The sequence below is a fragment of the Pectobacterium jejuense genome, assembly GCF_026800125.1.
GTDB lineage: Bacteria > Pseudomonadota > Gammaproteobacteria > Enterobacterales > Enterobacteriaceae > Pectobacterium > Pectobacterium jejuense.
This window is the reverse complement of the sequence record NZ_JAPQKX010000011.1, coordinates 161,607-182,853: the sequence shown is the minus strand read 5'-3', so window position 1 is coordinate 182,853 and position 21,247 is coordinate 161,607. Positions and strand designations below refer to the sequence as shown.

Here is a 21,247-nt window from a genome sequence, read left to right as displayed (position 1 = left end):
TTTGGTGCACAAAGAGTATTTTCAGTGCAGTGCGGGGGAAAACCAGAATCACGATGCTTATTGATGGTGCGAAGCCATGAATAGACTGTCAGTCTGCACCAAACAAGGCGGTGCAGACCGAGAGACTATCTCAGATAAGTCTTAGTGCGCAGGATCAGGCTCAGTGCTGGTGGCTGCAAGATCCTCTCCAGCGAGCTGTAATTGATACATTTGATAATAGCGCCCCTGCTGTTGCAGCAGTTGCTCATGCGTCCCCCGCTCAACGGTTTGCCCATGATGGAGCACCATAATCGTGTCGGCTTCAACGATAGTGGAAAGCCGATGGGCGATAATAATCAAGGTTGTCTGTTCCCTGATAATGCGCAGCGCCTTTTGCACCGCCTGCTCCGTACCCGAGTCAATATTCGCCGTCGCTTCATCAAGAATCAGGATCTTAGGCGTTTGCACCAGTACCCGCGCAATCGCCAACAGCTGCTTTTGTCCGGTAGACAGGTTATTCCCCTGCTCGCCAATGCGCGTATGTAATCCTTCAGGGAAAGCCCGAACCAGTTCAGCAAGTTGAACCACTTCCAGCACGCGCCAGACAGCCTCTTCGCTGATATCACGCCCCAGCGTCACATTCACAAACATGGATTCCGCCAGCACAACCGGATCCTGTTGCACCATTGCCACATTTTGGCGCAACACCGCATGAGAGAGCGTTGACAGCGGGCGGCCATCAAGCCGAATCTCCCCCTCATCCGGCGCGTAATATCCCATCAGCAAACTGGCTAGCGTACTTTTTCCACTGCCAGTATGCCCGACCAGCGCGACGAATCCGCGCTCTGGTATCGTCAGAGAAATATTCTGTAGCACGCGTTTTTCTGTGCCATACGAGAAAGAGACATCGTCAATATCGACACGCCCTGTCGCCAGAGGACGCTCGTCATCACCGTAGCGCTGCTTTTTGCCATCCATCAGTTCGAAGATACGCTCACCGGCGACAACCGCCTGCTGTAACATCGTTTGCTGAGTTGTCAGTTCAATCAGCGGTTCATTCAGACGGCCCAAATAGTTGATAAACGCGTACAAGACCCCGACGCCAACCGATCCCATTGAGCTGAAACCGAATTGGATTAACAAGCCACACAGCACCAGCGCGGCAAACAGGCTCAGCAACGGCCGCAGCAGGAAACCTTCCAGACGCAGGGCTTTCATCCGAGCTTCATAGTGCTCATAGCTGGAGGCCCCCAGTTTCTTGCCAAAGCGGGCCTGCTGGCGAAACTGCTGAATCACGCCCATGCCATTAATCACTTCGTTGAAGCCATCATTGATGTCAGCCAGATAGCTCCGCACCTTGCGCACAATCGGCGTACTAAAGCGATGGTACAGCACCATGACCGTCGCTACCGCAGGGAAAATCATCAGTGCAACCAGCGCCATCTGCCAGTTAAGGCTGAACATCGCCACCAGCATCGCACCAACCAGCGCCGCACTGCGTAATACCGTTGACACCACCATGACGTACAGGTCTTTAACCACCTCGGTGTCATTGGTAACACGTGAAATCAGTTGCCCGACAGGTTGCGTATCAAATGTACTCAACGGTTGGCGCAACGCCGCATCCATCACATCAATGCGCAGTTGCTGGACGACACCAACCGCAACGCGGTTGAACAGCAGCGTCTGGAAATAGTGCAGCGAGGCCGCCAGAATTTGCAGCAGGATATAGGCCATTGCCAGGCCCGCCGCAATCGCCAGCGGGAACTGGCCTTTTGCTACCAAATCGTCAATGAAATAGCTCACCAACACAGGGCCTGAGACTTCAGCAATTGCAGCAATCCACAGCATCAGGACGCCCTGTAACAACGGTTTTCGCCAGGGGGAACCATAGGCCAGCAGGCGTTTCAGGGTTGGCCAAAACTGTTGAGGGCTATTCATTTTTCGTTCCTTCCAACTGAGGCACATCATCCAGTGCCGCCTCCAGCTGTTGATAACGGTACATATCCCGATACCAGCCAGGTTGTGCCGCCAGCGTCCGGTGTGTGCCACGCTGCACCGTTTGTCCTTGCTGCAACACCACGATTTCATTCGCTTCGGTTAGGGCTGACAGGCGATGTGCGCTGATGATCAGCGTCCGCTTTTCGCCCCAGGTTTTGAGATTCTGCAAAATCTGGTGTTCCGTACGCCCATCAACCGCAGACAGCGCATCGTCCAGCACCAAAATTTCAGCATCCAGCAGCAGCGCACGGGCAATCGCGATGCGCTGTTTTTGACCGCCAGATAACATCACGCCGCGCTCACCAACTTCAGTCTGGTAGCCCTGAGGTAAACGTAGAATGTCATCATGAACGCTGGCAAGCTGTGCCGCCTGTTCTATCTCTTGCTGGGTAGCATCAGGCCGACCCAGTGCGATGTTTTGCGCCACCGTATCGGAAAACAAAAAAGGCATTTGCCCCACAACGGCAAAACGGCTGCGCAGTTCATCCAACCGAATGGCGCTCAATGGACGATCGTGATAACGAATCTCTCCTGATTGGGTATCGAAATGACGCAATATCAACGCCAGCAGCGTACTTTTCCCCGATCCTGTCGGCCCACATAGCCCCAGCATATTGCCCGGCGCCAGCGTAAACTGAATATGTTGTAAAGCATCACGGGTATTATCCGGGTAGCGAAACGCGGAGATATTCACTTCCAATATGCCACGCTCGGCAGGCAGTGATTCCTCACCGTCTTTCACCACGAGCTCTTCCGCAAGCAGCTGTCGAATACGGCTATATGCCGCGCTACCACGCTCGACAATATTAAACATCCAGGCCAGTGCCAGCATCGGCCAGATCATCAATCCCAGATACATGACAAAGCTGGTCAACAAGCCTAACGTCAGCGAACCGTTAATCACCATCCAACTGCCGCCGCCAATCGCCAGTAAATTCGACAGCCCCACGGCAATATAAATCGTGGGATCGAAGCGGGCATCCACTCGAGCAACGTGCATATTTTTGGCACCAGCATCCGCCGCAGCTTGCGCAAAACGCGCGGACTGATAGTTTTCCAACCCGAAGGCTTTAATCATCCGAATGCTGGTCAAACCTTCCTGCGCCTGATCGTTAAGCGAAGAAAACGCGGCCTGTGCGGATTTAAAACGGTTATGTAATTGGGTGCCGTAGCGTTTGATGAAAATCGCCATGACCGGCATAGGAAGCAGCGCCAGCAGGGTCAGTTCCCAACTGATTTGAGTACACATGACAACCAGTACGGCACACCCCATCACCATCGAATCAACCAGCGTCAGCACGCCTTCTCCAGCGGCAAAGACCACGCGATCGACATCGTTAGTCGCACGCGCCATCAGATCGCCGGTACGGTGACGTTGGTAAAACGCCGGATGCTGGCGGCTCAGTTGACGATAAAAATCCTCTCGTAGCTCAACCGCCAACTGGTATGACGCACCAAACAGAAACACTCGCCACACATAGCGCAGCAGATAGACCATGACGGCAGTCAGCAGCATCACGCCAATCCACTTCATCATTTCGGTCATCGACATGCCGTGCTGCGTCACACCATCGACAATCACGCCGACCAATTTAGGAGGCAGCAATTGCAGGATGGCAATCGCAATCAATAGCGCAACAGCACCCAGATAGCGCCGCCATTCGCGGCGAAAATACCAACTCAGTTGAGCAAAAAGTCTCACGCGGTTTTCATTCCAATAGCCAGACGGGTCATGACAGACTCAGACAAGTGATTATACAAAAGACGGATGGATGATGAATCACAGGGATAAGGGCAATGCCGTGGTATGTTTGATTCGTTCCATAGCAAAGCTAGATGTTACATCGACCAGCCCGGGAATTCCATTCACCAGCCGCTTATAGAAATCATCATAGCTTTTCATATCAGCGACCTGAACCTGCATCAGGTAATCGTATTCGCCAGCCATACGATAGAAAGCCAACACCTCCGGCATGTCGGATACCACGCGGGTGAAAGTCTGATACCAGTCTCGGTTGTGCTGCTGTGTCTTCAATAAGACAAACGCCGTCAGCCCTAACCCCAGACGCTCATTATCCAGTAGCGCCACCTTAGCCCGGATGATCCCTTCTTCTTCCAGACGCTTCAGACGTTTCCAGCACGGCGTGGATGTCAGATTAACCGCATCGGCCAGCGTCTGTAGTGAAAGCGTGCAATCCTGTTGCAGCATATTCAGCAGTGTGCGATCAATTTTATCTAACATAGTTATACCTAATATGGTTTTACCTAATGTAGTTTTACCTAAAAATAGCGCTGCTGATAGAAAACTCTCCCTACTTTCCTCCATTAAGAGAGAAAAGTAATGTTCTTCCCGCCCAGAATCGTGGTGATAGCATTATTGGCAACATCGACATAGCGATAACCTTACTGGCCTTCGTTACATGAGCCCCGCCGTCACCATAATTTCTGAGATAGCGCCTCGCTATGCGCTTTAGTAGAAAAATAACCCACACATAAAGAATAAAAGGGTAAATAATTCCCTTAAATTATCTACAGGGAGATAAAAAGGTAATTTTTTTATCCCGAAAACTCGTTACTCTATTCGCATCACTGCCTAACCGAGTTTTCATCATGACCAATGCCTGGGTTAAAAATGCCATCAGCGCTATCGAAGCAGATTTTCAGCGTTCGGCTGATACGCATCTTATCCGTCTGACCCTGCCGGATTATCCGGGTATCTATTTTTACCTCAAAGATGAAAGCACACATCCCAGCGGCAGTCTGAAGCATCGCCTGGCGCGTTCTTTGTTTCTCTACGGGCTGTGCAACGGTTGGATTAAAGAAGGCACGCCGATTATTGAAGCGTCATCCGGCAGCACCGCCGTGTCAGAAGCCTACTTTGCACGCTTGCTTGGCCTACCGTTTATCGCCGTTATGCCTTCCTGCACCGCAAAAAGAAAAATCGAGCAAATCGCTTTCTATGGCGGGCGCTGCCATTTTGTCGAACAGGCAGGACAAATCTATGCGGCATCCGAACAGCTCGCGCAAGAGATGAACGGCCATTATATGGATCAGTTCACCTACGCAGAGCGCGCCACCGACTGGCGTGGCAATAACAATATTGCCGACAGCATTTACCGCCAAATGGCACGTGAACCGCATACCGTACCAGATTACATCGTGATGAGCGCAGGAACTGGCGGTACGTCAGCCACGCTCGGACGCTACATTCGCTATCAGGGGCTGGATACGCAACTAGTCGTCGTCGATCCAGAAAACTCCGTCTTCTACGACTGTTACCAAAAGCGGGATCGCTCCATCACTGGCCCGTGCGGCAGTCGGATCGAGGGGATCGGCCGCCCGCGTGCCGAACCGTCTTTTATTCCTGACGTCATTGATAGCATGATCAAAGTGCCGGATGCCGCCAGCATCGCAACGCTGTACTGGCTGGAAAGCGTGTTAGGTCGCAAAGCAGGAGCCTCTACCGGTACCAACGTTTGGGGTATGCTGCAACTGGCCAAAGAGATGGTGAAGCGAGGTCAAAAAGGGGCGATTGTGACTCTGCTCTGCGACAGCGGCGAACGCTATCTGGACACCTACTACAACAGCAGTTGGGTAGAAAAAAATATTGGTGACATTAGCCCTTATCTCAATGAACTGAACAACCCAGAGATGACTCACCTTTCCCCTGAAGCCAGCCTGACGTGACGACAGCCGATTCAACACACAACGGCAGTGAATACGGGCTATTTTTCAGGTAACAGGTTTTTTCAGGTAACGTGGTTTTTCAGATAACCGCGCTTTTCAGATAACATGATTTTTCAGCTAACAGAGCTTTTCAGGTAAAATAGCGACTTTACACCGCTGTACGTTACAGACGTATTGCGGTTAACGTCGCGTTAAGGTGAATGAAGAATGAAGCGTGCTGTTGTCGTTTTTAGCGGTGGACAAGATTCCACAACCTGCCTGATTCAGGCTCTGCAAGATTATGATGACGTCCACTGCATCACCTTCGATTATGGGCAACGCCACCGCGCGGAAATTGATGTCGCTCAGGAACTCAGCCAGAAACTGGGGGCAACAGCGCATAAGGTTTTGGACGTCGGCTTGCTGAATGAACTCGCCACTAGCAGCCTCACGCGTGACAGTATTCCCGTTCCCGATTACGACGCCAATGCGCAAGGCATCCCCAATACCTTCGTTCCAGGAAGAAATATTCTTTTCCTGACGCTCGCCGCTATCTACGCCTACCAGGTTGGTGCCGAGGCCGTCATTACTGGTGTATGTGAGACCGATTTTTCCGGCTACCCTGATTGCCGCGACGAATTCGTCAAAGCCATGAACCAGGCCATTGTTTTAGGTATTGCCCGCGATATCCGTTTTGAAACCCCACTGATGTGGCTTAATAAGGCCGAAACATGGGCGCTAGCGGATTATTACCAGCAACTCGAGACCGTTCGTTACCACACGCTAACTTGCTATAACGGCATCAAGGGTGATGGATGTGGTCAATGTGCCGCCTGCCATTTGCGAGCAAACGGGCTCGCGCAGTATCAAAACGACTCAGTGGCTATCATGGCATCGCTGAAGCAGAAGACAGGATTACGCTGAGACTTCACGTCGCCATGCAGAACCCTATACGCAGAAACATCACATCATGTAAAAACAGCAGGCCATGCTTACAGAGAATGGCCTGCTGCTCCATGTTAACGGCGAATCTCGTTTAGGTGTTCCAGTAGTTCTCCCTCCAGCGACAGTGATTTTTGCGTCGATAAATCGATGCAGACAAATGTCAGCGTGGCATCAGCCACGTCGCTTTCATCAGACACTCGGGTTATCTTCTGGCTGATCACCCCACTCTTTGTATTCATCTGCAGTAATTCGCTATCAATACGCAGCACGTCACCGAGAACGGCAGGCTTGCGATAGTTGATATTGATGTTCACCACGACGAAAGCGATATTGTTGCTATGCATCCAGCCAAAAGCAGGCAACGTTTCCAGCCATTGCCAACGCGCCTCTTCCAGAAATTCCAGGTAACGCGCGTTATTAACGTGCTGGTAAACATCAATGTGATAACCACGAACGGTAATGAAAGTCTGCATAGCGCTAATACTCCTGTGACAAAACCAACAACTGGTATGACCTGATAATTAGCCTAGCAGAGGTTCGCAGCCCAGAGGAAGTGCTCGACTGGGCTGCGACTGACATCACAGTTTTAAACGAGAGAGATTTCGCTCAACCAACGCAGCCCCAATTCCTGGGACCTCAGTTAATTGATCGATCTGGGTAAAAGGACCATTTTGCTCACGATAGGTAACGATCGCTTCCGCTTTTTTAAGGCCAACACCGTTCATTATTTCCGCCAAATCAGCGGCGCTTGCTGCATTAATGCTTACCTTATCCTCATCACCATCAGGCAGCGTTGCTTTTTCCGCTTTCTGATCTGCTGGCGCAGACTTCACCACTGTTACCGTACTGTCAGCGGCTTTAGGTGCCGCTTGACTCAGTAATGGCAACCCAGACAAGCTCATCCCAATGATTAAGCACAGTGCTTTTATTCCTGATTTTTTCATGCTGTTTCCTCCTTGTGTGTGACAGCACGGCTACCTTGCCGCAGACCCATCAACACCGCAAACAGCAGAATTTAAATGTGGAAAAGGCCGCGAAAGCGGCCTTTTGTTGTTGCAACGATTTGCAAATTTTTGCGGAGCTTATTGCTGTTCTTGCGCCGCATTGCCCATCTTGATTTTCGCTTCACTACGTAAGCTGGACAGCAGAGAATCAAACAGCGCCCCCAGAGAACCTTGCTGAACCTGGCTAGCAAACTGTGTTTTCTGCTCATCGTTTAGCTGATGTGGCGTCACGCTATCCAGCGCGACCAGCACGACATTACCGGCTTGATCCTGAGTAATCGCATAAGATGGCTTATCTTTCTCTGGATGCGGCATAGCAAAGATTGCCTCAGCCATTGCATCACCCTGAGAGATAGAAGACATCGTTTTTGCCTCACCAAAGCTCAGACCCGCAGCTTTAAGCGCATCATCTTTACCTTGCTTCAGCTCAGCCAGAATTTTTTCAGCATCTACACGAGTCTGCTGTTCAGCCTTCTGACGTTTCAGCGTCTCTACGATCTCGGTACGAACCTGATCCAGAGGGCGAGTACTTTCAGGCTTGTGCTCAGTGATACGCAGAACGAAAGCACGATCGCCGTCGACGTTAATCACATCAGAGTTGTTGCCCGCAGCACCATTCTCGCCCAGCAGCGCACCGCTAAAGATAGCCTGCGTTACCGGTTGGAAGTTCAGCGCAGCGGGAACTTTCTCACGCGTAAACCACTCGGTCTGCGTTGCTTTCACACCAGCAGCTTCTTCTGCTGAAGCCAGAGACTCGTTGTCATTGCTGGCCGCTTCGCTGACTTTTTGTTGCAGCGCATAGTAGCCATCCTGCGCTTTCTCGTGCTTCACTTTCTCAGCGATCTCGGCACGCACTTCGCTCAGCGGTTTGACCTGCTGCGGCTGAACATCATCCAGACGCACAATCAGATAGCCAACAGAGGATTTAATCGCTGCGGAAACCTGACCTTTCTCCGTCAGTTTTGCCTGCTTCAGCTCATCAATCATGCTGTTTTCGTCCATCCATCCCAGATCGCCACCGTTGCGGCGCGAGATAACGTCCGTTGATTTTTCTTTCGCCAGCGTAGCGAAATCACCGCCTTGCTTCAGCGCATCCAGAATAGACGCGGCATCGGCCTCATTCTTCACCTGAATAACGCTGAATTTCTTGCGCTCAGGTTGAGAATAGTCGTTCTTGTTCTGTTCGTAGAAATCGTTGATGGCAGCATCGTCAACTTTCACGCCGTCCATGATGCTTGCCGCATCCAGCGTGATATAGCTGACTTTGAATTCTTCCGGTGCGATGAAATTCCCTTTGTTTTGATCGTAATAACTCTGGATCTCATCGTCAGCAACCGTCTGCGCTTTCGCCTTGGCAGCAATATCAATGGTTGCGACACGGACAACGCGATCTTGTGCAGCCAGTTTCACCAGGTTATCGATCTCCTGCGGCAGCAGGAATGCGGTATTGCCAAAGCCGCGAATCAGTTGCTGTGAAGTCAGTTGCTTACGCAGCATCTGAGCATACATATCCGGCGTTACGCCAAGGCGACGAACCTGATCCAGATACTTTTCATTATCAAAACGGTTGTTGGTCTGAAACGCGGGAACGTCAAAGATCGCCTGTTTGATTTGCTCATCACTGATGTTCAGTCCCAGCTTGTTGGCATACTGATCCAGTAAGGTTTCATCAATGAGTTGGGAGAGTGCCTGCCTACGTAATTGCTGCATGTAGCCGTCATTACTCGCCAGAAGAGAGAAATTCTCCCCCAAGGTTTCCTGCTGACGACTGCGTTCGTTCTGTACCGCCTGCTCAAGCTGTGCGCGGGTAATTTCCTGCCCGTTCACCTTTGCAGCGTAATCTCCTGAACCACCAATAAGATAATCACCAACGCCAGTTAGAACGAATGATGCGATGATCAAAGCAAGAATAATTTTGAGCACGACGTTATTCGCGGCCGTACGTAAATTGTCCATCATAATGTGACAACACTCCGCTGTAGAATGGATAAAACTCCCTGCGCTGGCCGGAGCCATGCATCCTTGCGATTGCTATAGCCCAATACAAGGCTAGGGCGCACTTAAGCTTATTGCCCGCCACGTCTGCCATGTGTCGGGTATGTATAGTCCTAATAAATAAAAGGCACATCATAAAATGATGCGCCTCGTATCTTACCCTACCAATATCATTGCGTCAGGTATTGTTTGGCGCCCAAAGTGGTTATCCGCCAAACCTGTGACGTAATAATCAGTTAACGGCGTCTTTCAGCGTTTTACCAGCACGGAATCCTGGTACTTTCGCCGCAGGGATACTGATTTCCTTACCAGTTTGCGGGTTACGGCCGGTACGAGCAGCACGTTCACGCACTGAGAAAGTACCAAAACCGACCAAAGCAACATCATCCCCTTCTTTCAGGGATTCGGTAACGGAACCAATAATTGCATCTAACACACGCCCTGCTGCCGCTTTGGAAATATCAGCATCTGCGGCAATTTTGTCGATCAATTGTGACTTGTTCACTCTGTCATCCCCTCTGGAATTCTCTTATCGCGCTTCAATGTCCCAAGACGCGACACGTAACTTATTATCAATGCTGTCATGCTTAGCCAGTTACGGCTAAAACTAACAGTGCTCTAACTTAGCGGTACAAAAAAAAGCTGGCAAGCACGATTTCACTCACCAGCCCTGATTTTCTCAAGGGTTTTTGCGACAGGTCACTATTTTGCCTTGGCTTTGGTCTTGGCTTTAGGCGTAGAGACCACTTGCATGCCAGAAGGCGCATTCTGCAACGCTAACGCTAACACTTCCTCAATACGTTTCACCGGATGGATTTCCAGATCGGCAATCACGTTCTGTGGGATATCCTCCAGATCGCGCTTGTTGTCATCAGGAATCAATACCGTCTTGATACCACCACGGTGTGCAGCCAGCAGTTTCTCTTTCAGACCACCAATCGGCAGTACCAGACCACGCAGGGTAATCTCCCCCGTCATCGCCACATCGGCACGCACCGGATTACCGGTCAAACAAGAAACCAGCGCGGTACACATCGCGATACCCGCACTCGGACCGTCTTTCGGCGTCGCACCTTCTGGAACGTGAACGTGGATATCACGCTTCTCGTAAAAATCAGCATTGATGCCTAATTTTTCCGCTCTGGCACGAACCACGGTAAGTGCAGCCTGAATCGACTCCTGCATGACTTCACCCAGTGAACCGGTATAAGTCAGCTTACCTTTGCCTGGTACGCAAGCCGTTTCAATCGTCAGCAGATCGCCGCCCACTTCCGTCCAGGCCAGTCCGGTCACCTGCCCTACGCGATTTTCATCGTCCGCACGACCATAGTCAAAGCGCTGTACCCCAAGGAAATCCTTAAGGTTATCGCCCGAAATCTGGATATGCTTAGTGGATTTATCCATCAACAGCGTTTTTACTGCTTTACGGCACAGCTTGGAGATTTCACGCTCCAGACTACGTACGCCAGCTTCACGCGTGTAATAACGGATAATGCCAACAATCGCGCTGTCTTCTACCGACAGCTCGCCATTTTTCAGCGCATTACGTTCGATCTGTTTCGGCAGCAGATGCTGTTTGGCGATATTCAGTTTTTCGTCTTCGGTATAGCCGGAAAGACGAATGACTTCCATACGGTCAAGCAACGGTGCCGGGATGTTCATGGAGTTAGACGTCGCAACAAACATCACATCGGACAGATCGTAATCGACCTCCAGATAGTGATCGTTAAACGCCACGTTTTGCTCAGGATCGAGCACTTCCAGCAAGGCAGAAGCCGGATCGCCACGCATGTCAGAAGACATCTTGTCGATCTCATCCAGCAGGAATAGCGGGTTTTTCACACCAACTTTTGCCATTTTCTGGATCAGTTTGCCCGGCATGGAACCGATATAGGTACGGCGGTGGCCGCGGATTTCCGCTTCGTCACGCACGCCACCCAGCGCCATACGCACATACTGGCGTCCGGTCGCTTTGGCGATAGACTGACCGAGCGAGGTTTTACCCACGCCAGGAGGCCCCACCAGACACAGAATCGGCCCTCTGATCTTGCTGACTCGGCTCTGTACTGCGAGATATTCGAGGATGCGTTCTTTCACGCGATCCAGACCATAATGGTCGGTATCCAGCATTTCCTGCGCTTTCAGCAAGTCTTTCTTCACTTTGCTGCGCGCATTCCACGGCACCTGCACCATCCAGTCGATATAGCTGCGCACCACCGTCGCTTCCGCTGACATCGGTGACATCATTTTCAGCTTTTGTAATTCTGCTTCGGCTTTCTCACGCGCGTCTTTCGGCATTTTCGCCGCTTCAATCTTGCGTTTTAACGCTTCGTGTTCATCCGGTGCGTCATCCATCTCACCCAGCTCTTTCTGAATGGCTTTCATTTGCTCATTCAGATAGTACTCACGCTGGCTTTTTTCCATTTGTTTCTTAACGCGGCCACGAATCCGTTTTTCTACCTGCAACAGGTCGATTTCGGATTCCATCATCGCCATCAGGTACTCCAAACGTTCAGTGATATCGAACATTTCAAGTACAGACTGCTTATCAGCCAGTTTCAGCGGCATGTGCGCAGCAATGGTGTCGGCTAAACGCGCAGCATCATCAATGCTGTTCAGAGATGTCAGCACTTCCGGCGGGATCTTTTTGTTTAGCTTGATGTATCCCTCAAACTGATTGATCGCCGTGCGCATGAGCACTTCCTGCTCGCGCTCATCAATCGCTGGGGAATCAAGATATTCTGCATGTGCAGCGAAATGCTCACCGCTGTCAGAAAGCGTCGTAATACGCGCACGCTGTAACCCTTCGACCAGCACTTTTACCGTGCCGTCCGGCAGTTTCAGCATTTGAAGAATTGAGGCTACCGTCCCTACCGAGAAAAGATCGTTAATACTTGGCTCATCCGTTGAGGCTTCTTTCTGTGCCACCAGCATGATCTTCTTATCATGATCCATTGCGGCTTCAAGGCACCGAATCGATTTCTCCCGACCAACAAACAACGGAATGACCATGTGCGGATAAACCACCACATCGCGCAATGGCAATACGGGGATTTCTATGCGTTCGGAACGCTCAGGGTTCATAGAGCTCTCTCTTAGTTTCGTTTCCGCCAGGTTATGGGAATCTCGTGAAACGCGGTTTTCACGGGTTTCATCAAATAGGTATTTGAGTATATGGGGATAAATATCTCACATTCAACGACCAGCATGCGTGTAAAAAACAAATGGGGGATAAAATCCCCCATTTTTATTTTTTGATACAGCCAAATTGATTAATTATTCGCCGGACGCCTGCTGTGTCTCAGGCTTGCCATAGATCAGCAATGGCTCGGATTGGCCCGCAATCACGGATTCATCAATGACGACTTTATCCACGCTTTCCAGCGATGGCAGGTCATACATGGTATCCAGCAGAGCAGCTTCAACGATAGAACGCAGACCACGTGCACCGGTTTTACGCGCCATCGCTTTCTTGGCAATCGCCGTCAGCGCTTCATCGCGGAATTCCAGCTCGACGCCTTCGAGATTGAACAGCGCCTGATACTGCTTGGTCAGCGCATTCTTCGGCTCACGCAGAATCTGAATCAGTGCTTCTTCACTCAGTTCTCTCAGCGTAGCCACTACAGGCAGACGGCCGATAAACTCAGGGATCAAACCGAATTTAATCAAATCGCCCGGTTCAACTTTGCCTAGCAGTTCACCTTCGGTCGCTTTATCTGAGGTGCCTTTAACCGTTGCGTTAAAGCCAATTCCGCGTCCCGTGTCGGTACGCTGCTCGATCACCTTGTCCAGACCAGCAAACGCACCGCCGCAGATAAAGAGGATCTTGGAGGTATCAACCTGCAAGAACTCCTGCTGCGGATGCTTACGGCCACCCTGCGGTGGAACTGCGGCAATCGTACCTTCGATCAGCTTCAGCAGCGCCTGCTGCACGCCTTCACCAGATACGTCACGAGTGATCGACGGGTTGTCTGACTTACGAGAAATCTTGTCGATTTCATCGATGTAGACAATGCCACGCTGCGCTTTCTGCACATCGTAATCGCACTTCTGCAATAGCTTCTGAATGATGTTTTCAACATCTTCACCAACGTAACCCGCTTCAGTCAGCGTGGTCGCATCCGCCATGGTGAACGGAACATCCAGGAAGCGCGCCAGCGTTTCAGCCAGCAGCGTTTTACCGCTACCGGTCGGACCGATCAGCAGAATGTTACTTTTACCCAGTTCGATCCCGTTGCTGCTGTCACCATTACGCAAGCGTTTATAGTGGTTATATACCGCAACGGCCAATACCTTCTTGGCCTGCTCTTGGCCGATAACGTAATCGTCAAGGTGGCGGCGAATTTCGTGTGGCGTCGGCAACGCACTGCGCTCACGGTGGGGCGCCACTTCCTTAATTTCTTCGCGAATAATGTCGTTACACAAGTCAACACATTCATCGCAGATATACACCGACGGCCCGGCAATCAGCTTACGCACTTCATGCTGGCTTTTGCCGCAAAAAGAGCAGTACAGTAACTTTCCTGAACCGTCTTTGCGCTTATCTGTCATGAGTTAAACCTCTTTTTCGTCTTTTGCCCGCAGGCCAACCACAGCGATACAGCTACAACGAACGCCGATACTTATAGCCAATACGCGTAAAATAACCTCGCACAACAGACTATCGGTCGAACACTGATTTTTAGCTACACCAGACCGCTACGATGGCGAATGATTACCCGCGGTTAGTGAATACGGAGTCTACCAAACCGTAGTCTACTGCCTCACTGGCAGAGAGGAAACGATCGCGCTCGGTGTCTCTCTCTATCGCTTCAAGAGGCTGACCCGTATGTTTCGCCATCAGCTCATTCATCTTGGCTTTCACTTTCAGTATTTCTTTGGCATGGATTTCAATATCCGTTGCCTGCCCTTGGAAGCCGCCCAACGGCTGGTGAATCATGACGCGCGAGTTAGGCAAGCAAATACGTTTACCTTTGGCTCCCGCGGTCAACAGGAACGCGCCCATGGAACAGGCTTGTCCCATACAGATCGTGCTGACATCCGGCTTGATAAACTGCATGGTGTCATAGATGGACATACCGGCAGTAATAACGCCACCTGGAGAGTTAATGTACAGATAAATGTCTTTTTCTGGGTTTTCGGCTTCCAGAAACAGCATCTGTGCCACAACCAGGTTCGCCATGTGATCTTCGACCTGACCAGTCAGGAAGATTATCCGTTCTTTTAGCAGACGGGAATAGATATCGTAAGAACGTTCCCCACGCGAGGTCTGTTCAACCACCATCGGCACTAACGCCATATGAGGTGCTTGTCTTTCTTGTTCGCCACTGTATGACATTCACGTCTCCTAGATAAAATGCGTCCGGCACTCTTAGCGTTGTTCAATCATTGCGCTGTTCAATCATTGCGCTGTTCAATCATAGTATTACTCAATTCTACTAGAGATAGAGAGGGATGACTATGGAACCCTGCCCCACCCCAGTTGAACAACCCATACGGCCGAGAATCCTTACCTGCTGTGCCCACTTTTCCTCTTCAGTGAGTGGGGGCACACGCATTGTATTTCAAGCTTACACTATCAATCGTTCTCTATTAAAGAGCCAATTATTTTATTCTTAACACGTTATCGGCACGGCAACATTGTGGTTTAACTCGTTGCCTGACCTAACAAATTCTCTACCTGAGTTAATAATAGTGCAATTTCAGGCGACCATATCTCGTCGATTCACTGGCGGAGGCGCTAAACGCCGGAGTTAAGTACTGCCTAAACGAAAATCATCAATATTGCGAACGCTAGAAGCAAAAAGCCCGCGCCATAAGGCACGGGCTTTTGATAGGGAAATATCCCCGCTACGCAATAAACAATGTTGATATCAACAAGGTTTATGCCGTAGTCGTTTGATTCATCAGCTCGTTGAAGCTTACTGATTTCTCAACAACTTTCGCTTTAGCAAGTACGGTTTCTACCGCTTGCTCTTCCAGAGCAACGTTACGCATGTTGTTCAGCAGCTCTTTGTTTTTGCTGTAGAACTCGATAACTTCCTGCGGATCTTCGTAAGCAGAAGCCATCTCTTCGATCAGTGCATTAACGCGTGCTTCGTCAGCTTTCAGCTCATTGGTGCTGATCACTTCGCCCAGCAGCAGACCGATAACAACACGGCGTTTAGCTTGCTCTTCGAACAGCTCACGCGGTAATTCCTGCGCTTGCTTCTCGTTGCCGCCAAAACGCTGTGCAGCCTGACGGCGCAGAACGTCGATTTCGCCATCGATCAGTGCAACTGGCACGTCGATTTCGTTAGCGTTGATCAGTCCGTCCAGAACCTGAGTTTTCACACGGTTACGCACCGCGCCTTTCAGCTCACGTTCCATATTTTTACGAACTTCAGCACGCAGACCTTCCTGAGAACCATCAGCCACGCCGAAACGTTTGATGAATTCTTCAGTCAGTTCAGGCAGCTCACGCTCTTCAACTTTCTTCAGGACGATAGCGAACTGAGCCGCTTTTCCTTTCAGGTTTTCAGCGTGGTAATCTTCTGGGAAGTTCACGTCGATAGTGAATTCTTCACCGGCTTTGTGTCCAACGATGCCATCTTCAAAGCCTGGGATCATGCGGTTCTGGCCCATTGCCAGAACGAAGTCGGACGCTTTTCCGCCTTCAAAGACTTCACCGTCGATAGAGCCAGTGAAATCGATCGTTGCACGATCTTCCGCAGCCGCAGCGCGGTCGGTTTCTTTCCAGGTTGCCTGTTGCTTACGCAGCGTGTCCAGCATGGTATCAACGTCAGCATCAGTCACTTCAACAACCGGTTTTTCAACTTCGATCGCATCCAGACCTTTCAGTTCGATTTCCGGGTACACGTCAAACTCAACAGAGTAAGTGAAGTCGCCGCCTACAGCATATTCGCCAGGGATATAGTTAGGCGCGCCAACCGGATTAATTTTTTCTTTGATGATCGCGTCAACAAAGTTGCGCTGCATCAGGTCACCCAATACGTCCTGACGCACGGAGGCACCATAACGCTGAGCAACAACATTCATCGGCACTTTGCCTTTACGAAAACCGTCAATACGTACTTTTTTGGCCGCGTTGACCAGCTCGCTCTTCACCGCACTCTCAATGATGTCAGCAGCAACGGTAATCGTTACGCGACGTCCCAGACCTTGAGTGGTTTCAACTGAAACTTGCATCTTGTTACCTCAAAAAATCACAGTGATCGGTCAACCCCAAAACTATTCTCGCGACGAAAACTCTCACGACAGCAGGGCTGATTCAGCGCTGGCACCAAGGCGCACAGGCTTAAATAAACCTCGCAGAACCGGGAAATTGCCAACCCCGTCCCTGTAGTCAGAAGCGTCCCGAATACATTCAGGAAAAATAGACGCAGCATTATAGCGATATAGAGGGGATGAGTCGAGAACGGCGGGCAGACTATTACAGCAACAGATTCACACTTTTGTCAGTAACCCGCCCCGATATGTCAGGAACGGGCCATATTAATGACTTAAGAAAGGATGCCAGCGCCACCGCAAGGCGGTGAAGAAGGTACGGCATTTTGCAAGCTGACCCACTCTTTTGTCGAATAGGTATGTAACGCTAACGCATGCACCGAACCTGCCAGTTCCTCAGCCAGTACGGCATAGACTGCGCGATGCCGCCCAATCACACGTTCGCCCGTGAATTTATCGCTGACCAGCACAACTTTAAAATGACTTTCCGCTCCCGCAGGCACGTTGTGGCGATAGCTCTCATCAGTCACTTCTAAATGAACGGGTTCAAAACCCACACGCAGCTTTTCTTCTATCGTTTCACGCATCATACAACTACCCTTTCGGCTTGGGGAAAATGTGATATCAACGCGACATTGCTGTCATTCACCGATGTCCGAATCAGTATAACCTTAGCGTTTTTTCAATCTGTTATGCGTCAGGGCGGCATAACTAAAGAAGAAAAAGGGTCGCGAAGGGTGGATATATCATCGGCGGTATTGATGTGATAAAAACGTTTTTCCGGGTCAACGGTATGAAAAAGATGAATTTCAGGACAATTTACCTGCTATCGGCTCTTTTTCCTGCCTGTGGCGATGATATGATATCAACAATATTTGTCAGCTCACCACACTAATCATTACTGAGAAAATACGAATGTTAAAAAAATTATTTTTCCCTCTTCTGGCCGTCATTCTGCTTGCAGGATGTGCAGCAAAAAGCAACACGCTGAACATCACCCCCAAAATCAGCGTGCCTTCCCAGGACCCAACGCTGATGGGCGTAACGATTAGTATCAATGGTGCAGACCAACGCGCCGATCAGGCTCTGGCGAAAGTGAATCGCGATGGCCAACTGATTACGCTGACGCCTTCTCGCGATCTGCGTTTCCTGTTGCAAGAAGCGCTGGAGAAACAAATGACCGCGCGTGGTTACATGATCGGTACTGGTGGCCCGGTAGCCTTGCAGATCGTGGTTAACCACCTGTACGCCGATGTATCCGAAGGCAACCTGCGCTACAACATCACCACCAAAGCGGATATCTCCATCATTTCTCAGGCGGCAAATGGCAACAAGCAGGTGAAGAACTACCGCTCAACCTATAACGTTCAGGGCGCGTTTACTGCCAATAATGAGAACATTACCAATGCCGTTAACACGGTGTTAGGCGATGTCATCAACGACATGGCGCAAGACACAACCGTTAGTAGCTTTATCAAAGAAAACGCCCGTTAATTTCTGTACGCCGCTTCCCTTGCTCCTGAACGCTCACGGAGCAAGGGAAAGGACTCTTCATGTTTAGTCGCATCATTGCTTTGTTCAGCCAACGTAATTCGCTTTTTATGCTGTTGCTTGGCTTCGCTTCCGGCTTACCACTGGCATTGACATCCGGCACATTGCAAGCCTGGATGACCGTCGAGAATGTCGATCTGAAAACCATTGGTTTCTTCTCTTTGGTGGGTCAAGCCTACGTATTCAAGTTCCTGTGGTCCCCGCTGATGGACCGCTATACCCCACCGTTTCTCGGCCGACGCCGCGGCTGGCTGATACTCAGTCAACTTCTGCTGATTGCTGCCATTATTGGTATGGGATTTATGAACCCGGCTCGCGATCTCTGGTGGCTGGCTGCGCTGGCGGTTCTGGTTGCGTTCTGCTCCGCGTCTCAGGACATTGTTTTTGATGCTTATAAGACGGATTTACTTCCTCCAGAAGAACGCGGTACGGGCGCAGCCACCTCAGTATTAGGTTATCGTCTGGCGATGCTGGTTTCTGGTGGACTGGCGTTGTGGATGGCCGATCGCTATTTCGGCTGGCAGGCCACCTATTGGTTAATGGCAGGACTCATGCTGATCGGTGTGTTCGCGACCCTGTTCGCACCGGAACCACTGAATAGCCGGCCAGCGCCGCGCAGCATGGAGCAAGCGATTGTTGCCCCCCTGCGCGATTTCTTCGCACGCAACAACGCCTGGCTCATTCTTCTGCTTATCGTGTTATACAAGCTCGGTGATGCCTTTGCGGTCAGCCTGACGACAACCTTCCTGATACGCGGCGTTGGTTTCAATGCCGGTGATGTCGGGCTGGTTAATAAGACGCTTGGACTCTTCGCCACCATCGTGGGAGCCATTTACGGCGGATTATTGATGCAGCGGCTCTCCTTGTTCAGAGCGCTGATGCTGTTTGGTATTCTTCAGGCCGTGTCTAACGCGGGGTACTGGCTGCTGGCTATCACTGCCAAAAATCTGTTCACCATGGCTACCGCTGTTTTTCTGGAAAATCTCTGCGGCGGTATGGGGACAGCAGCATTCGTCGCATTATTGATGACGCTGTGTAATAAGTCGTTCTCAGCCACACAGTTTGCTCTGCTCTCCGCCCTTGCCGCCGTCGGACGGGTTTACGTTGGCCCTATCGCAGGCTGGTTTGTCGAATCCTACGGCTGGGCATGGTTCTATCTGTTCTCGATTTTGGCCGCATTACCGGGCCTGGCCATCCTGATGATTTGCCGTGAGACGCTGGAATTCACCCAGAAAACCGACACCTTTCAGTTGCGTACACACTTCCAAAATTATTACAGGAAGGCCTTACATGTGTTGGGATTGGGGGTGATCGTGCTGGCATTGTGGCTCATGCTGCTGATCAGCAATGCGCTGGAATGGTCCTCACTGCCAGAGCTGGCAGAATACCTGCTTGCAGCAGGCGGCGCACTCGCTCTGCTGGGCATTTTCGTCGGTAGCTTGTTGGATTACCTGTCACTCAGGCGGGCGTCAAAACCGTCAGTACACTGACTACTATTCGTTCAGGCAGTGCTCATCTGCTGCCTGAATCTATTACATCGTTCCTTTATTTAATTATTTTTCCCATAATTATCTTGCTAGCGGGAATTTTATTTCCTCGTAAAATCCGTCAGAACTAATTTCATTTGTCATCAAAAACGCAGATTGAACAAAAATTTTCACTAAATCGGAAATAGAAAATAAGCGTTACGGTGAGTTGTAATTTCTTATTATCCATCCATACTCTTATCGGGGTAGCCTCTTAATTTGCTGTTTTTCAATACCATTTTTATTTTGGCTATCTTTGTGACATTAAGGGCAAAAAACAGCAACAAACGGCTGACATAACCTTAATCATGTTTACAGTGCAGTAACCTTCCCGTAAAATGCCCGCTCGCGTAAAATGACAATAGAGCCCTTGTTATTGAGGTCGCTAGATGAGACTCAAGAAATACAATACAATTTTTGGGATGCTGTCTTTATTTGCAGCCACTGCTCTACTGAGCGGTTGCGATATGGCGCTGATGAACCCCAAAGGAGAGATCGGGTTAGAGCAAAGATCGTTAATACTGACTGCCATCGGGCTGATGTTGATCGTTGTGATTCCCGTTATCGTTATGACGATAGCTTTTGCCTGGAAGTTCCGTGCTTCCAATGAAAAGGCAAAATATACCCCGAACTGGTCACACTCCAATAAGATAGAAGCAGTAGTTTGGACTGTACCAATTATCATTATCGTCATTCTTGGCACGATTACCTGGAAGACGACCCACTCGCTTGATCCCTATAAGCCACTGGTGTCAGACGTCAAACCTATCAATGTCGAAGTTGTTTCGCTTGACTGGAAATGGCTGTTTGTTTACCCGGATCTGGGTATCGCGACGGTTAACGAACTGGCTTTCCCTGCCAACGTACCTGTTGCGTTCAAGATTACATCCGACTCCGTGATGAACTCCTTCTTCATCCCTCGTCTTGGCGGACAAATCTATGCCATGGCCGGAATGCAGACGAAGCTCCACCTGATCGCTAACGAACCGGGCAAATATGACGGTATCTCTGGCGGTTATAGTGGTAAAGGCTTCTCTGGTATGAAGTTCACCGCGATTGCTACGCCAACTCAACAAGAGTTCGACCAGTGGGTTGCGAACGTTCGGTCGTCCCCTAAGACACTGAATACCATGGATGAATTCAACGCTTTGGCTAAACCAAGTGAATTCCATCCTGTCGAATACTTCTCCAGTGTCCAGCCGGATTTGTTTAATAATATTATTCGCAAATTCACAGGCAGCGACATGAACATGCAACATCATGGTGAAGGCATGAAGCCCGACGAAAACATGCAACACGGTGAGGGTATGAACATGGGCGAGCATAGCTCGCACAAAGGAGCCGAGGGATAAT

Annotated in this window: 17 protein-coding genes; 5 read left to right on the top strand and 12 right to left on the bottom strand. The window is 50.3% G+C overall.

The window, feature by feature from the left end:
• Positions 1-141: 141 nt before the first annotated feature.
• The 3 genes from NXT09_RS19095 to NXT09_RS19085 all read right to left on the bottom strand — a co-directional run bounded on the left by NXT09_RS19095 (position 142) and on the right by NXT09_RS19085 (position 4,222).
• Positions 142-1,920, bottom strand: a complete 1,779-nt coding sequence (locus tag NXT09_RS19095; RefSeq protein WP_268580878.1) for a SmdB family multidrug efflux ABC transporter permease/ATP-binding protein — start codon at positions 1,918-1,920, stop codon at positions 142-144.
• A complete protein-coding gene (locus tag NXT09_RS19090; RefSeq protein WP_268580877.1) occupies positions 1,913-3,682 on the bottom strand; it encodes a SmdA family multidrug ABC transporter permease/ATP-binding protein in 1,770 nt (589 codons plus the stop codon). The genes NXT09_RS19095 and NXT09_RS19090 overlap by 8 nt, the downstream gene beginning before the upstream one ends.
• A 78-nt stretch (positions 3,683-3,760) precedes the next feature.
• Positions 3,761-4,222 (bottom strand): Lrp/AsnC family transcriptional regulator, encoded by a 462-nt coding sequence (locus tag NXT09_RS19085; protein ID WP_039511030.1) that lies wholly within the window; start codon positions 4,220-4,222, stop codon positions 3,761-3,763.
• A gap of 368 nt (positions 4,223-4,590) precedes the next feature.
• Here NXT09_RS19085 and NXT09_RS19080 point away from each other — a divergent pair, with 368 nt between their 5' ends.
• Both NXT09_RS19080 and queC read left to right on the top strand, forming a co-directional pair.
• Positions 4,591-5,667, top strand: coding sequence for a PLP-dependent cysteine synthase family protein (locus tag NXT09_RS19080; RefSeq protein ID WP_306417543.1), 1,077 nt, complete (start codon positions 4,591-4,593; stop codon positions 5,665-5,667).
• A gap of 207 nt (positions 5,668-5,874) precedes the next feature.
• Positions 5,875-6,570 (top strand): 7-cyano-7-deazaguanine synthase QueC, encoded by a 696-nt coding sequence (queC, locus tag NXT09_RS19075; protein ID WP_268580876.1) that lies wholly within the window; start codon positions 5,875-5,877, stop codon positions 6,568-6,570.
• A 95-nt stretch (positions 6,571-6,665) separates the two neighbouring features.
• On the opposite strand, the gene NXT09_RS19070 is transcribed toward queC, so the two are convergent.
• The 9 genes from NXT09_RS19070 to bolA form a co-directional block, all read right to left on the bottom strand.
• Complete coding sequence (locus tag NXT09_RS19070; RefSeq protein ID WP_268580875.1) at positions 6,666-7,064, bottom strand: acyl-CoA thioesterase; 399 nt, start codon at positions 7,062-7,064, stop codon at positions 6,666-6,668.
• Positions 7,065-7,169: 105 nt separating this feature from the next.
• Positions 7,170-7,535 (bottom strand): helix-hairpin-helix domain-containing protein, encoded by a 366-nt coding sequence (locus NXT09_RS19065; protein ID WP_268580874.1) that lies wholly within the window; start codon positions 7,533-7,535, stop codon positions 7,170-7,172.
• A 138-nt stretch (positions 7,536-7,673) separates the two neighbouring features.
• On the bottom strand, positions 7,674-9,554 hold the full coding sequence (ppiD, locus tag NXT09_RS19060) for a peptidylprolyl isomerase (protein WP_268580873.1): 1,881 nt from the start codon (positions 9,552-9,554) through the stop codon (positions 7,674-7,676).
• A gap of 268 nt (positions 9,555-9,822) precedes the next feature.
• A complete protein-coding gene (gene hupB, locus NXT09_RS19055) occupies positions 9,823-10,095 on the bottom strand; it encodes a nucleoid-associated protein HU-beta (protein ID WP_005976031.1) in 273 nt (90 codons plus the stop codon).
• Positions 10,096-10,292: 197 nt separating this feature from the next.
• Positions 10,293-12,674, bottom strand: coding sequence for an endopeptidase La (gene lon / locus NXT09_RS19050; protein WP_205552797.1), 2,382 nt, complete (start codon positions 12,672-12,674; stop codon positions 10,293-10,295).
• 192 nt (positions 12,675-12,866) lie between these two features.
• Positions 12,867-14,141: an ATP-dependent protease ATP-binding subunit ClpX gene (gene clpX, locus NXT09_RS19045; protein ID WP_205552798.1), complete on the bottom strand. Its 1,275-nt coding sequence runs from the start codon at positions 14,139-14,141 to the stop codon at positions 12,867-12,869.
• Positions 14,142-14,304: 163 nt separating this feature from the next.
• Positions 14,305-14,928: an ATP-dependent Clp endopeptidase proteolytic subunit ClpP gene (gene clpP, locus NXT09_RS19040; RefSeq protein WP_010282141.1), complete on the bottom strand. Its 624-nt coding sequence runs from the start codon at positions 14,926-14,928 to the stop codon at positions 14,305-14,307.
• A 545-nt stretch (positions 14,929-15,473) separates the two neighbouring features.
• Positions 15,474-16,778 carry a trigger factor gene (gene tig / locus NXT09_RS19035; protein WP_010304174.1) on the bottom strand — a complete coding sequence of 435 codons (1,305 nt, stop codon included), beginning with the start codon at positions 16,776-16,778 and terminating at the stop codon, positions 15,474-15,476.
• Positions 16,779-17,092: 314 nt separating this feature from the next.
• Entirely contained in the window at positions 17,093-17,407 is a 315-nt protein-coding gene (bolA, locus tag NXT09_RS19030; protein ID WP_010304170.1) for a transcriptional regulator BolA, read from the bottom strand.
• 325 nt (positions 17,408-17,732) lie between these two features.
• On the opposite strand from bolA, the gene NXT09_RS19025 reads away from it, so the two are divergent.
• The 3 genes from NXT09_RS19025 to cyoA all read left to right on the top strand — a co-directional run bounded on the left by NXT09_RS19025 (position 17,733) and on the right by cyoA (position 21,246).
• Positions 17,733-18,311 carry a lipoprotein gene (locus tag NXT09_RS19025; RefSeq protein ID WP_010304166.1) on the top strand — a complete coding sequence of 193 codons (579 nt, stop codon included), beginning with the start codon at positions 17,733-17,735 and terminating at the stop codon, positions 18,309-18,311.
• Positions 18,312-18,370: 59 nt separating this feature from the next.
• Positions 18,371-19,858 carry a muropeptide MFS transporter AmpG gene (gene ampG / locus NXT09_RS19020; protein WP_268580872.1) on the top strand — a complete coding sequence of 496 codons (1,488 nt, stop codon included), beginning with the start codon at positions 18,371-18,373 and terminating at the stop codon, positions 19,856-19,858.
• Between the two features lie 425 nt (positions 19,859-20,283).
• Positions 20,284-21,246 (top strand): cytochrome o ubiquinol oxidase subunit II, encoded by a 963-nt coding sequence (gene cyoA, locus NXT09_RS19015; protein ID WP_268580871.1) that lies wholly within the window; start codon positions 20,284-20,286, stop codon positions 21,244-21,246.
• Position 21,247: the final 1 nt, after the last annotated feature.